Genomic DNA, 14,491 nt, shown 5'->3' on the forward strand with positions numbered 1-14,491 from the left:
GGGAGGGGATGCGTCATATCGTTATACTGACGGTTCTTGCGTAACCGTCTGCCCCAACGTGAGGTTTCGCCATGCCCCGTCAGTTCGACAGAACCTTGCCGTGTCTCGCCGTCGCCGCGGCGCTTGCCTTGTCCCCACTGTCGTCGTTGGCCTGCACGCGCGTCGTGTATCTCGGAGCGAAAGACGACATCATCACTGCGCGCTCGATGGACTGGAAGCTCGATGTCGCCACCAATCTCTATGTGCTGCCGCGCGGCATCCCGCGCCCTTCGACCCGTCCCGAAGCGATGCATGCCCGACACGTACCGGGGCATGCCTGGCGCGCAGGCAAGGCGAGCGCCGAATCCCGCAGTACGCTCGCCCGACCCGCCTCACTTGCGCCGCGTCACCCCAACCAATGCTTGATCGAGGCGATGAGCGCCTTGCGCGAAATGCCGTAGCGATCCTGCAGCACCGGCAGGGACCCCGCGTCGAGGAACTGGTCGGGCAGACCGATATGGCGAAAGCGTGTCGAGACCTCGGCACGCATCAGCGCTCCCGCCACCGCCTCGCCCAGGCCGCCGACCACCGTGTGGTTCTCCGCGACAACGACCAGACGCCCGCCACGCGCGGCCTCGCGCACGATAGTTGCCTCATCCAGCGGCTTGATCGTCGGGACATGCAGCACAGCCACGTCGACGCGATCGGCCGCGAGCGCCTTGGCGGCGTCGAGGGCGCGCATGGTCATGAAGCCCGTCGAGATGATGAGGACATCGTTGCCATCGCGTATCGGCTTGGCTTTGCCCAGCTCGAACCGGTAGCCGTACTCGTCGAGCACCAGCGGGACGTTGCCGCGCAGCACACGCATGTACACGGGGCCGGGGTGGTCGGCGATGGCCGGCACGATCTGCTCGATATCGAGCGCGTCGCACGGATCGATCACGGTCAGGTTGGGCATCGCACGGAAGATCGCGATGTCATCCGTGGCCTGATGGCTGGGGCCATAGCCCGTGGTCAGGCCCGGCAGGCCGCCGATGATCTTGACGTTGGCATCCTGCTCGGCAACGCCCTGTGAGATGAAGTCGTAGCATCGGCGCGCGGCGAAGGTCGCGTAGGTCGAAGCGAACGGGATGAACCCCTCCTTGGCCAGCCCGCCGGCGGCGGTCGCCATCAACTGCTCGGCCATGCCCATCTGGTAGAAGCGCTCCGGATAGGCCTGCGCAAAGATGTGCATGTCCGTATATTTCGCGAGATCGGCACTCATGCCGACGATCTCGGGACGTTCGTCGGCCAGGGCGACGAGCGCCTTGCCGAAGGGCGTGGCGCGCGTGCGGTGTCCCTCGTCGACCGACGACGCGATGATCGCCGGCATGGTGGGCACCGGCATCTGGCCGGTGGGCGTCGTCGAGAGTGTTTCGGCTACAGACGTGTTCATGCTGCACTCCCTTGCGCGCTGAGCGCGTTGAATGCCCGTTGCCACTCGGGCGGGTCGAGGCGGATGAAGTGGTTTTTTTCGCGGGCTTCGAGGAAGTGGACGCCCTTGCCCATCTTGGTGTCGCAGATGATGATGCGCGGCACGGGCTTGTCGTGCGACCGAGCATTGTCGAAGGCGCGCAGCACGGCGGCCAGGTCGTTGCCGTTCACCCGTTGCGTGTAGAAACCGAACGCCTCGAACTTCTGCACCAGCGGCTCGGTCGGCATGATGACCGTTGACGGGCCGTCGGCCTGCACACCGTTGACATCGACGATGGCGATGATGTTGTCGAGCTTGAACGCCGAGGCCGACGTCGCGGCTTCCCAGGTCGGTCCTTCGGCAAGCTCGCCGTCGCCCATCAGTGTGTAGACGAACGACGCCGACTGCTTGCGCTTGAGGCCGAGTCCCATGCCGACGGCCATCGGCAGGCCGAGACCGATCGAGCCGCCCGACATTTCCGCGCCCGGCGTGTACGACATCATGCCCGACATCGGCAGGCGGCTGTCGTCGCAACCGTAGGTGACGAGTTCCTCTCTCGGGAAGTAGCCGGCTTCGGCGAGGACGGCGTAATGCGCGATGGCGTAGTGGCCGACCGAGAGCAGGAAGCGATCGCGCGCCTCCCATTCCGGCTCATGCGGCCGAACGTTCATGGCATGCAGATAGGCGACGGCCAGCACGTCGGCGATGCCCAGCGCCTGCGCGACATAGCCCTGGCCCTGGACCTCGGCCATGGTGATGGCGTTGTGGCGGATGCGATGCGCGCGCTGAGCGAGCGTACTCAGGGTATCGGTGGGGGGGGATGCAACGGTGCTCATAACGTCTCCTGTGCAAAGTGAACGTGTTCCGGCGTGCGTCGGACAGCGCGCTGCATGGCAGCGCGCGCCGTGTTGGCAGGTCCGGATTGGGGGCGAATCGTGGGGCGTGAGTTTTGTGGTGCGAATCGCGGAAAATCTGGGAAGCTCAGCTGAGGAAGCCCGTCGAGAGCCAAGGCACGGCGGCGACCAGCACCAGGCCGATGGCCAGCGCGACGATGTAGCCGACGATGGGCCGCATGCCCTCGTCGGGATGGACCTTGCTGATGACGCAGGCGGAGTAGTAGCCGACGCCGAACGGCGGCGCGAACAGGCCGATGCCCATGGACAGGACGACGACCATCGCGTAGTGCACCTCGTTGATGCCCACGCTCTGTGCCACCGGGAACAGCAGCGGACCGAACAGCACGATGGCCGGAATACCTTCCAGCACGCTGCCCAGCACGATGAACGCCAGGATCGAGATGGCCATGAAGCCGACCGATCCGCCCGGGACGTCGCGCATCGCCGCGGCGAGCATCGTCGAGAAACCCGACTGCGTGAGCGACCATGCCATGCCGGTCGCCGCGCCGATGATCAGGAGGATCGCGCCCGTCAACGAGGCGGTCTCGACCAGCATCGGATAGAGCCGCTTGAGGTCGAAGCGGCGGTAGATCAGCACGCCGATCGCGGCCGAATAGACGATGCCGATGGTCGACACTTCGGTGGCCGTGGCAATGCCCTCGATCACCGCGACGCGGATCACGAACGGCAGCGCGAGGGCGGGCAGCGCGACCGCGAAGCTTTTCGCGATCTCCCGGCCCGAGGCACGCGCGCCATTGTCCACCTTCTCATGACGATAGCGCCACCACACCAGCGTGCACAGCGTGACACCCAGAATCGCCCCGGGCAGCAGGCCGCCGGTGAAGAGCGCCGCGATCGAGACGCCCGTCACCGAGCCGATGGTGATCAGCACCAGGCTCGGCGGGATCGTCTCGGTCTGCGCGCCCGTGGCGGCAAGCAGCGCGACGAGGTCGCCGGGCTTGGCGCCTCGGCGCTGCATCTCCGGGAACAGCACCGGCGCGACCGCCGCCATGTCGGCCGCCTTAGAGCCGGAGATGCCGGAGACCAGATACATCGCGCCAATCAGCACATACTGCAGGCCGCCGCGTACGTGGCCGAGCAAACTGCCGAGGAACGCGACCATGGAGCGCGCCATGCCTGTCATCTCCATGAGCAGGCCGAGGAACACGAACAGCGGCACCGCGAGCAGGATCAAATGACTCATGCCTTCGTCCATGCGTCCCGCCAGAATCACGACCGGCGTGGTGGTGCCGAGCGTCAGGTAGCCGAAGGTGGCGAGCGCGAACGAAAACGCGATCGGCACGCCCGTGAGCACCATCAATGCCACGAAGCCGACGAAGAAGATCAGCAGGTTCAGGTTGCCGAGCCCGCGCAGCACCGGCTGCGCGAGTAACAGCGCACCGAAGATCGCGCCGATCGTCACCGCCGCGGTGGCGACCATGCGCGCGCTGCCGTGACGCGCCAGTCGCAGCAGGGCGGTCAACGCCATCAGCGCGCAGCCCACCGGAATGGCGCCGGCGCGCCACGAGTCAGCAATTTCGAGCGCCGGCGTCGTGATGAAGGCCTGGTCCGCCGCGAAGTCGTAGGCGCTCGGCATGAACAGCAGCAAGAATGCGAGCGGCGTGGCGATGGCCAGCACGTCGAGGAAGGCGCGCCGGCCGGCGTTCATGCGACCGACCAGGGCGGTCATGCGCATGTGTTCGCCACGCTGCAAGGCAATCACCGAGCCGAGCATCGCGAGCCAGATGAACAGGATCGAGGCCAGTTCATCCGACCAGACGAGCGGGCTGTGGAACACGGCGCGGCTGACCACGCCAGCGAACAGCGTGACGATTTCGGCCAGCACCAGCAGCGCGGCCGGCAACTCGACGCACCTCGCCACGGTGGTTTGCAGCGCGGCGATGAGGCCCCCCTCGGCGGGGGGCAGCGGCAATATGCCTTTGTTCATGCGAGTCTCCAGCCTGGCGCGGTTCATACCCGGTCTCCTTCGAAAGGTCTGCGGGGGCTCAGAGCGCGCGGCCCGCACTCTTTTGCAGCAGTGCCCAGGCCTCCTCGCCGAACTTGCCTTGCCATTCCTTGTAGAAGCCGGCGCTCTGGAGCTTGTTCTGGAAGGCGCCGGCATCGACCGAGTTGAAGGCGATGCCCTTGGCGGTGAGATCCTTCTCTAGCGAATCGTTGAGCGCCGTGACGTCGGTGCGCTGCTTGATCGCGGCAGCCGTGATCTGGTCTTCGATCACCTTGCGGACTTCCGCCGGCAGCCTGGCCCACGAGGCGCGGTTCGACAGGAACCAGAAGCCGTCCCACATGTGGTTGGTCTTTGCCACGTACTTCTGCACTTCGTAGAGCTTGGCCGAGTTGATCGTGACCAACGGGTTTTCCTGTCCGTCGGCGATCTTCGTCTGCAGCGCCGAATAGACTTCGGCGAAGTTGATGGTGAGCGGCGCCGCGCCAAAGCCCTGGAACATCGACGTCCACATCGGCGACGGCGGGACGCGAATCTTGAAGCTCTTCAGGTCGTCGGGCGCCTTGATCGTTCGCGTTGACGAGCTGATCTGGCGGAACCCGTTGTCGAAGATCTTCGGGAACGGGTGCAGGCCGCCGCGCTCAATCTGGGCACGCACGTAGCTACCCAATTCGCCGTCCATCGCGCTCCACACGTGGTCGTAGCCCTTGAACGCGAAGCCCACGCCACTGATCGCGGCCTTCGGCACGAGGGTCGAGAGGATCATCGGCGACAGCGTGAAGAAGTCGAGCGCGCCGGCCCGCAACTGCGACAGCATGTCGGTGTCGCCGCCGAGCTGGTTGTTCGGGAACACACGCAGGTCGACCTTGCCGCCCGTCTCCTTGCGGATCGCTTCGGCGGCCTCGGTGATGCGCACTGTCAGGGGGTGGGTGAGCGGCGCGTTGTTGGCGTACTTCAGCGTGAAGTCGGCCGCGTAGACGCGCGTGTGCTTGAGGATCGCCGGGGCTGCGATCGCCGTACCCAGAGAAAGCTTCAGCATCGAACGGCGGGAAAGGCTCTGCATGATGTGTCTCCTGAAGATTGCTTTTTTGGATTTGGGGGCCTGATGCGACCGGACCCTAGTGGCGCTCGGTCGGTACGGCGGTTGCAGCAGTGATGTCGGTAGTGATTGCGGTAGTGAAGCGGGGTAAATCGAAGGCGCTCACCGGCGGCGGGTTGGCAACCGGCGCACTGACCTCGACCAGGCACGACTGCGCGGCGCAGCCCTGCGACAGACCCGAGGCCGGCACGTCGGCCGTCAAGACGTTGGGATTGCCATGCTTGTCGCGCCCGGTGTCCGGTTCCGGGTCGTACCAGGCGCCGGTGGACATGCGCACCACGCCGGGCAGAATGCGATCGGTAATACGCACGCCCGCGAGGCAGCGACCGCGCGCGTTGAACACCTCGACGATGTCGCCGTCGTGGATGCCGCGTGCGGCGGCGTCGCGCGGATGAAGGTAGAGTGGCTCGCGGCCCTGGATCTTGTTGGCGGCGCTGTATGGGCTGCCGTCGAGCTGGCTGTGCAGCTTGTTGCGCGGCTGGTCCGAGAGCAGGTGCAGCGGATAGGTCGTTGCGAGCGGTGCGCCAAGCCATTCGGCGGGCGGCAGCCAGCATGCGTGGCCCGGGCAGTCGGGAATATCGAACGAGGCGATCTGGCGCGAATACAGCTCGAGGCGCCCGGACGGCGTATTCAGCGGTGCGGCGGCGGGATCGGCGCGAAACGCTTCGAGCATCACGACCGGCTGCGCGCGCGAATGAAGATCGACCATGCCCGTGTCGCGGAAGGTGTCGAAGTCCGGCAACGCCACGTCGGCGCGTGCATAGCGCTCGCGCGTCTGCTCATACATGTGCCTGAGCCACTGGTCGGCGTTGCGGCCCTCGGTAAATGCCGAGAAGACGCCGAGCCGTTGCGCAAGCGCCGCGAAGACGGTGAAGTCATCGCGAGATTCGCCGACCGGTTCGGCGATCTTCGCCATCCACATCAGGATCGCTTCCTGCGACGCGTAGCCCAGGTCGTCGCGCTCCAGCGACGTGGTGATCGGCAGCACGACGTCGGCGTGTCGCGCGCTCGCGGTCCACGATTGCTCGTGGATGACGATCGTGTCCGGCTTCTGCCAGGCGTGCAACAGGCGGTTGATGTCCTGGTGATGGTGAAACGGATTGCCCCCGGCCCAGTAGACCAGGTGCGTGTCGGGATAGTGATAGCGCTTGCCGTCGTAGTCGAATGGCTCGCCGGGCTTGAGCAGCATGTCGGCGATGCGCGCCACGGGAATGAACGCGTCGACCGGATTACGGCCTTGCGGCAGCGTTGGCCCGCCCAGTTTGTCATGCGGCGTGCCCAGGGTGTTCACGCAGCCGTAGCCGACGCCGAAGCCGCCGCCGGGCAGGCCGATCTGGCCGAGCATCGCCGCGAGCGTGACGACCATCCAGAACGGTTGCTCGCCGTGATGTGCGCGCTGCAACGACCATGCGACGTTGAGCATCGTGCGGCTCGCGTGCATGCGGCGCGCGAGCGCAGTGATGGTGTCTGCCGGCACGCCGGTGATCGGTTCCGCCCACGCGGGCGTTTTCGGAATGCCGTCGATACGACCGAGCAGGTACTGCTCGAATTCGTCGTATCCCGTGCAGTGCGAGGCGAGGAACGCGCGGTTGTGCAGATTCTCGTGACGCAGCACCCAGGCGAGGGCCAGCATCAAGGCCGTATCGGTGCCGGGGCGCGCCGCGATCCATTCGACCTCGCCGCCGGTGTCGAGATTGTCCGAGACGGGGCCGATGTTGACGAACTTGACGCCGGCGTCGTGCATCGCGCGCAGTCCACCGGGGACGCGATGTCGGCCGACGCCGCCCGGCGCCGACTGCGCATTCTTCTGCGGCACACCGCCGAAGGTGACGAACAGTTCGGTGTGCTGGGCCAGCACATCCCACGAATGGTGATAGCTGATCAGCGCGTCCATGTCGTCGACGACATGCGGCATGATCACATGCGCCGCGCCGAGGCTGTACGAATCCCGGTGACGGACGTAACCGCCAACACAGTTCAGGAAGCGATGCACCTGGCTCTGCGCGTGGTGGAACCGGCCGGCGCTCGCCCAGCCGTAGGCGCCGCCAAAAATCGCCGTGTTGCCGTAGGTCTCGCGAACCCGTGCGATTTCCTTCGCGACGAGATCGAGCGCGACGTCCCACGACACTTCGACGAAGGGCTCCTTGCCTCGCAGGTGCGGGGCGCTTCCCGGTCCATTCTCCAGCCAGCTGCGCCGCACCGAGGGGCGCCGAACGCGCAGGGCGCGCAGGGACTCGGCGGTCTGGTAAGTGCCGATCGGCGATGGGTCGCTGTCGTTCGCATAGGGGTGCAGACAAGTCTTGCCCGTGTCGTCGACGCCGGCCTCATAGACGCCCCAGTGCGAGAGCGTGTATCGCGTCATGCGCCGGTCCCGACATCGCGAGACTCCTCCAGGAACAGTTCGAAGCAGATCAGCACCGGATTGTCGCCGCGTACCACGCGACCCTGGTGAATGTTGCCGCGCGGGTCGATCAGCGCAATGTCGAGCGTGGCGCGCGGACCGTTCGCCGCCTCGGCAACGACACCGTCGAGGACGAAGATCTCGGTGGCAATGTCGTCGACGGGTGCGGCGTTCTCGAAGCGCGCGCCGACGATGCTGCCGACACTGCCGCGAATCGTTGCCGCGCGCAGGCCGTGTTCGCGGCAGACCTGCTCGATGCTCTGCACCAGATCTTCGTTGGGTCGAATGCGCGCGACCACGCATCGGCGGCCGGTAGGCGTCGACACCGGTTCGCGCGGCGCATCAACGGGCACCGGGCGGAACAGCGTGAAATTGGTTTCGGCATCGAAGTCGGCGCGCATCTCGGCGTTGGCGATGCCCCACGCGCGCGCCACGGCGTCGTGCGCGACGATCACCTGATCGGAAAAGATGTGCCCCCCTTGCCAATGACCGTTGGCCGTGCGCCACATGGCGTGGCAATGAATGAACGGCCCGCCGTCGCGGCGACCCACGGTCGCGCAGGCCAGCTCGATGGTGATGGGTTCGTCGATGCGGTGTGGCTCGCTGTAGAACGCCACGTGTTCGTCGTCGGGCGAAGCCGCCGGGCGCACGTAGTGCATCGAGCGCAGCCGCAGGCCTTCGATGCGCACCGTGGCCGCGGCCATGCCGGCCGCTTCGAGCGGTCCGAGAATGGCATCGCGCAGGTTTTCACCGCTGGCCAGCGTAAAGGTGAGCGACAGGGCATCGCCGGCGATGGATTCGATCCGCGCGGCAGCCGGGGGGCCGGGCTGCGTCAGGCGTCGAGGGGAGGGCAGGGTCACGGTGTCTCCAGGCGTTGGGTTGGCGCGTGCGAGGGAGCGGTTCGTCGTTGTCGCTATGCGGCGATGCGCCTTACTTCGCGCGGCGGGCGGCGCGGACCGCCGTCGTCGACGCGTCGACAGGGTGGGCCTCTGCCCGTTGTTTCAGTCGCAGTTCGATGTTGCGCACCTCGGACTGCAGCATGCGAACCAATTTGGGCTGGCGATCCTCGCCCATGCGGCTCTCGATCGCGCCGATCGAGAGCGCACCGGCCGGGGTGCCCGATTCGTCGTGAAACACGATGCCCAGGCCCCATGAGCCGGGGTGCACCAAACCGCGGTGCATCGAGTAGCCGCGTTCGCGCGTCTCGTGCACCAGCGCCCACAGCCCCTCGGGCGTGATCGACGGGTAATGTTCGCGATAACTCGCCGCGTTCGCGCTCAACGTTTGCTCGACCTCGTTATCGTCCAGTGCGGCCAGCAGGGCGATGGCGCCCGCGCCCACACCGAGCGGGTGGCAGTCCCCGATCGTCAGCACCTGGGCGCGCACCGGATACGCGCCCTCCTCACGGTGGAGGCAAACGGCGTAATCGCCGCGACGTACGGTCAGGAAAGCGGTGTCTTCCGACTGATGCGCGAGCCGCACCACGCTGCCCACGGCGATGCGATGCGCACCGAAGCGCTCGGCCGCCAGCGTGCCCAGCACGTAGCTTTCGATGCCGAGGTGATAGCGCTTGCTCTGCGGATCCTGCTCGATCAGGCGGGCTCGCACGAGCGCGCCAAGCAGGCGGTGCACCGTGGGCTGCTTCAGGCCGCTTTGCGCGACCAGTTCGCGCAGCGGCATGCCGACCCGGCTCTGTGCCGATACCAGATTGAGCAGTGCCATCGCGCGATCAATGCTTTGCGAACCGTCTCGTTCGATCGACACCACAGCGGCCGTCGTCTCTTCGCCTTGCGGCGGTCTCTCATCGGCTGAAGATTGAATCATTCAAATAACTCCACATTGTGGACTATCGATTCTGGATTTCATGTGTGAATTAACAGGTACTTAATTCACATTGTGGATGCTTGTTGTGCGTAACCATGTGAAAATTATAGGGATTGTCGATCTGTTATGAATTGTGGTTAACGAGCACTATCCATAAATGTGCGTAATCTCCTATCCTTCGATCAACGTATTCCCTTTTATTTAAAGTCCACATTATGGATTTAATAAAGTTGGCGAGATCGAGAGGCGGCGAATGAACGAATCCATGAATGCCACGGCGTCGATGCACGGCAGGACCGTGATTGTGTTCGGTGCGGGCTGCCGCGGCGAGGGTTGGAACAATGGCAAGGCGGCGGCCGCCGCCTATGCGCGCGCCGGCGCGAATGTGTGCTGTGTCGATCTCGACGGCGAACTGGCCGAGGGCACGGCCGATGCCATCAAGCGAGCAGGGGGCACGGCGCTCGCCTTGCGTGCCGATGTCACGGACAGCGCGTCGGTTGCGCGGGCGGTTGACGAGACGTTGTCGCGCCTGGGCCGTATCGACGTGCTGCACAACAATGTCGGGGTGACGCACATGGGCGGCCCGGTCGAGCTTGACGAAGCGACCTGGCATCTCGCCATCGAGCTGAACCTGGGCTCGGTCTATCGCACAGCGAAGGCCGTCTTGCCGCACATGATCGAGCGCGGCAGCGGCGTGATCATCAATATCTCGTCGCTGGCATCGCTGGGTTGGACCGGCTATCCGTATTTCGCTTACTCGGCCTCGAAGGCCGCGGTCAATCAAGCGACCGTCAGCATGGCGATGCAGTACGCGCGCCACGGCATCCGCGCCAATTGCGTGCTTCCCGGCGCGATACATACGCCGCTGATCTATACGCAGATCGCATCGCAATACAGCAGCGTGGACGCCATGATCGAGGCGCGTAACCAGATGGTGCCGATGGGCCGCATGGGCGACCCGTGGGACGTGGCCAACGCCGCGGTCTTTCTCGCCTCGGACCAGGCCAGGTTCATCACGGGCGTTTGTTTGCCCGTCGATGGCGGTCAGAGTTGCGCGATGGTCCCGCTCAAGTGACGCGAGACGTGGGCGATGCGCGACGTCGCGCGAATGCCCGCCATCGATGCTTCAAGTTCATTGGCGCGTGCGGCGTTTCGCGCGGGCGTATCGAATTCCAAACCGGAGCAAGGCATGCAAGCAGATTCACGGGTCGCGGTGATTACGGGCGGGGCTGGCGGCATCGGCGCTGCGATCGCTGAACGGCTGGCCGAGGACGGGTTCACCGTGATCGTCAGCGACCTGGTGCCGGAGGCGGCGCAGTGCGTGGCGTCGGCGCTCGTGGCACGCGGACTGCGCGCCGACGCGATGTCGCTCGACGTCGGCGACGGTGAATCGATCGAACGTTTTTTCGCCGCGCTCGACGAGCGTCATGGCCGATGCGATGTGCTCGTCAACAATGCCGGCATCGCCAGCCTGACGCCGTTCCTCGATTTTCCGCTCGACACGTTCCGCCGCATCATGGAGATCAACCTGACGGGGCCGCTGGCGCTCGCGCAACACGCGGCGCGTCGCATGCGTGCGCGCCAATGGGGCCGGATCGTCAACATCGCGTCGACGAGTGGCATCCGTGCCGGTGCCGGGCGCACCGGTTACGGCACGTCGAAGACGGCGATGATGGGGCTCACGCGGCAGATCGCGATCGAGCTGGCGCAGTCGGGAATCACGGCCAACGCGGTCGCGCCGGGGCCGGTCGAGACGCCGCTCACCCGGCACCACTCGGCGCAGGCGCGCGAGACCTATCTGCGCCAGGTGCCGATGAAACGATACGGCCAGCCGAGCGAGATTGCCGCGGCGGTCGCGTTCTTCGCGTCGGAGGGGGCGAGTTTCGTGACCGGCCAGACGCTCGCGGTCGATGGCGGCTTCGTTGCCGCGGGCATCCTCGACGAATGATGCCAGCCTACGGTCAAGCTTAAGGAAGAGACAAGATGAATACGCAACCCATGCTGGTTGGTTGGGCGCACTCGCGCTTCGGCAAGCTTGATGCGCCCGATGTGGAAGCGCTGATGCGGGACGTGATCGGCGACGCGCTGTCGCACGCGGGTGTCGTGGCGGAAGACATCGACGCGGTGATGGTCGGCGTCTATAACAACGGCCTCACACCACAGGGCTTCGAGGGCGCCCTCGCTTCGCTCGCGCAGCCGGGCCTGCGCTTCGCCCCCGCGATGCACGTGGAGAACGCCTGCGCGACGGGGTCTGCGGCGCTGCATGCGGCGATGGATTTCATTGCGGCAGGGCGTGGCAAGCTCGCGTTGGTGATTGGGGCGGAGAAGATGACCGCCGTGCCGGGGCGGGCCATTCCGGACATCCTGATGAGCGGGTGTTATCGTCGCGAGGAGAGTAATCCTGATGGCTTTGCCGGCATTTTCGGTTGGATCGCTCAGGCGTATTTCGAGCGCCACGGCGAGCACAGCGACGCGTTGGCGATGATCGCGGCCAAGAACCATGCGAACGGCGTGCGCAATCCCTACGCGCACTTGCGCAAGGATCTGGGGTTTGCGTTCTGCAATACCGCGTCGGAACAGAATCCGCTCGTCGCCGGACCGTTGCGTCGCACCGATTGCTCGCTCGTCTCCGATGGCGCTGCGGCGATGGTGATCGCGGCGCCCGAGATTGCGATGACGATGGCGCGCGCGATTCGATTTCGCGCGCGCGTGCAGGTCAACGACTTCCTGCCGCTCGCGAAGCGCGATCCAATCGCGTTCGAGGGGGCGCGTCGCGCGTGGGGCCAGGCGCTCGACCACGCAGCGGTGGCGCTGGGGGATCTGAGTCTGGTCGAGACGCATGATTGCTTCACCATTGCCGAGATGATCGAATACGAGGCGATGGGGCTGGCCGCCCCCGGTGAAGGTTGGCGGGTGATCAAGGAGGGCGTGACGATGCGTGACGGGCGTCTGCCGGTCAACCCGTCTGGCGGGCTCAAGTCGCGCGGGCATCCGCTGGGCGCGACGGGGGTGTCACAACATGTGATGGCGGCGATGCAGCTCATGGGGGACGCGGGCGACATGCAGATTGCCGATGCCACGCTGGCGGGCGTGTTCAACATGGGGGGCGCAGCGGTGGCCAACTACGTCTCGATCATGGAGCGCGCCAAATGAGTTTCGTCAACATGACGCCGACCTCGGCACGGGTGATGAACCTGGCCTATTTTGCGACGCGCAATGCGCGGCGTTTCCCGGATCATCTTGCGATCGTCTTCGGCGAGCGGCAATGGACGTGGCAAGCGTTCGACGCGCGTGTCTCGGCGCTCGCGGCGGGCTTGCGCGCGGTCGGTGTCGGGGCCGGCGATACCGTGCTCGCCCACTCGCGCAACAGCAACGAGATGATCGAGGCGATGGTTGCCGTGTTTCGGCTGGGCGCGGTCTGGGTGCCGACCAACTTCCGGCTCGCGCCGGGCGAGGTGGCTACCATGGCGCGTGTGGCGGAACCGACGGTATTTCTGTGCCAGACGGATTACCCGGATCACGCCGCCGCGGTGGTCGCCGAACGCGCGGACTGTGACATCGTCTGGTTCACCGGCGACACCGCAGCGCCAGACGAATTGCCGCAGGTGAGCGCGCTGATCGATCGCCACATGACCACGCCGATGGCTAACGCGGTGGTCGAGCGTGACACGCCGTGCTGGCTGTTCTTTACCTCAGGCACCACCGGGAGTCCAAAGGGGGCGGTGCTCACGCATGGGCAACTGGCGTTCGTTATCAACAACCATCTGTGCGACCTCATGCCCGGCGTGACGCACGAGGATGGCTCGCTGGTGGTCGCGCCGATTTCGCACGGGGCGGGCATGCATCAGCTCAACGTGATGGCACGTGGCGGCACGACAGTGATGATGCCGGCGCAGAAGCTTGATCCGGCGCAGGCGTTCGCGTTGATCGAGCGGTACCGGCTGACCAATATGTTCACCGTGCCGACGATTCTCAAGATGCTCGTCGAGCACCCGGCTGTCGATACGCACGATCACACAAGTCTGCGCTATGTGATCTATGCGGGCGCGTCGATGTACGAGCAGGATCAGAAGCGCGCGCTGGCGAAGCTGGGGCCTGTGCTGGTACAGTATTACGGCCTTGGCGAAGTCACTGGCAACATTACGGTGCTGCCGCCGGACGAGCACAACGACGAGACCATCGCGCTGCGGCCGCGGACCTGTGGGGTCGAGCGCAGCGGCATGCAAGTGACGATTCAGGACGATGAGGGCAACGAGCTTGGGCCGGGCGAGACGGGAGAGGTCTGCGTCATTGGTCCAGCGGTATTCGCCGGCTATTACCGCAACCCGGAAGCCAACGCCAAGTCGTTCCGCGAGGGGTGGTTCCGCACCGGCGACATCGGACATATGGACGAGAGCGGTTACGTGTATTTGACCGGTCGGGCGTCGGATATGTACATCTCGGGCGGCTCCAACGTCTATCCGCGCGAGATCGAGGAATTGATGCTGACGCACGGCGCGATCACCGAGGTTGCGGTGGTTGGCGTGCCTGATGCGCAGTGGGGAGAGGTGGGCGTGGCCGTCTGCGTTTTGCATGCCGGGGCGAGTCTGGACGAATCGGCGCTGCAGGATTGGCTCAAGACCCGTATCGCCAAGTACAAGGTTCCCAAGCGAGTTGTCTTTTGGGACGCGCTGCCGAAGTCGGGCTACGGCAAGGTGCCGAAGCGGATGGTGCTCGACGAGTTGACGCGGCGTGATGAAGCCGGGAGATGAAGCGGGGCGACGAAGCGGTTGAGGGGGGGGCCGGCGGGTCCCAAGGGTTTCCGCTCACGAAGTCGCTTCCTGAATCTAGATCATCGAAGACTTGCCCGTAGTCGTGGTCAGGACTCGGTGCAATA

General features: G+C 65.5%; 11 protein-coding genes and 1 pseudogene. 5 read left to right on the top strand and 7 right to left on the bottom strand.

The genetic code is table 11. From position 1 onward, the window contains the following. Positions 1-71 precede the first annotated feature (71 nt). Positions 72-266: pseudogene (locus PEP31012_RS11370) on the top strand (linear amide C-N hydrolase); the annotation flags it as partial. 119 nt (positions 267-385) lie between these two features. On the opposite strand, the gene PEP31012_RS11375 reads toward PEP31012_RS11370, so the two are convergent. The 7 genes from PEP31012_RS11375 to PEP31012_RS11405 form a co-directional block, all read right to left on the bottom strand. Further along, positions 386-1,414 (bottom strand): transketolase family protein, encoded by a 1,029-nt coding sequence (locus PEP31012_RS11375; protein ID WP_425494949.1) that lies wholly within the window; start codon positions 1,412-1,414, stop codon positions 386-388. Beyond that, complete coding sequence (locus PEP31012_RS11380) at positions 1,411-2,268, bottom strand: transketolase (protein ID WP_150589454.1); 858 nt, start codon at positions 2,266-2,268, stop codon at positions 1,411-1,413. The genes PEP31012_RS11375 and PEP31012_RS11380 overlap by 4 nt, the downstream gene beginning before the upstream one ends. 145 nt (positions 2,269-2,413) lie before the next feature. Continuing rightward, the gene (locus PEP31012_RS11385; RefSeq protein ID WP_150589455.1) at positions 2,414-4,276 is read right to left on the bottom strand and encodes a TRAP transporter large permease; all 1,863 of its coding nucleotides are present in this window, start codon (positions 4,274-4,276) and stop codon (positions 2,414-2,416) included. A 58-nt stretch (positions 4,277-4,334) separates the two neighbouring features. Then, a complete protein-coding gene (locus PEP31012_RS11390) occupies positions 4,335-5,354 on the bottom strand; it encodes a TRAP transporter substrate-binding protein (RefSeq protein WP_150589456.1) in 1,020 nt (339 codons plus the stop codon). A gap of 55 nt (positions 5,355-5,409) precedes the next feature. Next, positions 5,410-7,752, bottom strand: coding sequence for a molybdopterin-dependent oxidoreductase (locus tag PEP31012_RS11395; protein WP_150589457.1), 2,343 nt, complete (start codon positions 7,750-7,752; stop codon positions 5,410-5,412). Next, on the bottom strand, positions 7,749-8,651 hold the full coding sequence (locus PEP31012_RS11400; RefSeq protein ID WP_150589458.1) for a PCC domain-containing protein: 903 nt from the start codon (positions 8,649-8,651) through the stop codon (positions 7,749-7,751). Before PEP31012_RS11400 ends, PEP31012_RS11395 begins: the two co-directional genes overlap by 4 nt. 70 nt (positions 8,652-8,721) lie before the next feature. Next, positions 8,722-9,615, bottom strand: coding sequence for an IclR family transcriptional regulator (locus PEP31012_RS11405; RefSeq protein WP_150589459.1), 894 nt, complete (start codon positions 9,613-9,615; stop codon positions 8,722-8,724). 253 nt (positions 9,616-9,868) lie between these two features. Between PEP31012_RS11405 and PEP31012_RS11410 the strand changes: the two genes are divergently transcribed. From PEP31012_RS11410 to PEP31012_RS11425, 4 genes are all read left to right on the top strand, one after another. Further along, a complete protein-coding gene (locus PEP31012_RS11410; protein ID WP_150589460.1) occupies positions 9,869-10,690 on the top strand; it encodes an SDR family NAD(P)-dependent oxidoreductase in 822 nt (273 codons plus the stop codon). A 114-nt stretch (positions 10,691-10,804) separates the two neighbouring features. Further along, the gene (locus tag PEP31012_RS11415) at positions 10,805-11,563 is read left to right on the top strand and encodes an SDR family NAD(P)-dependent oxidoreductase (protein ID WP_246171252.1); all 759 of its coding nucleotides are present in this window, start codon (positions 10,805-10,807) and stop codon (positions 11,561-11,563) included. A gap of 35 nt (positions 11,564-11,598) precedes the next feature. Beyond that, complete coding sequence (locus tag PEP31012_RS11420) at positions 11,599-12,768, top strand: acetyl-CoA acetyltransferase (RefSeq protein WP_150589462.1); 1,170 nt, start codon at positions 11,599-11,601, stop codon at positions 12,766-12,768. Next, positions 12,765-14,366 carry an acyl-CoA synthetase gene (locus tag PEP31012_RS11425; RefSeq protein ID WP_150589463.1) on the top strand — a complete coding sequence of 534 codons (1,602 nt, stop codon included), beginning with the start codon at positions 12,765-12,767 and terminating at the stop codon, positions 14,364-14,366. Before PEP31012_RS11420 ends, PEP31012_RS11425 begins: the two co-directional genes overlap by 4 nt. Positions 14,367-14,491: the final 125 nt, after the last annotated feature.

Source organism: Pandoraea eparura, assembly GCF_902459725.1.
Classification (GTDB): Bacteria; Pseudomonadota; Gammaproteobacteria; order Burkholderiales; family Burkholderiaceae; genus Pandoraea; species Pandoraea eparura.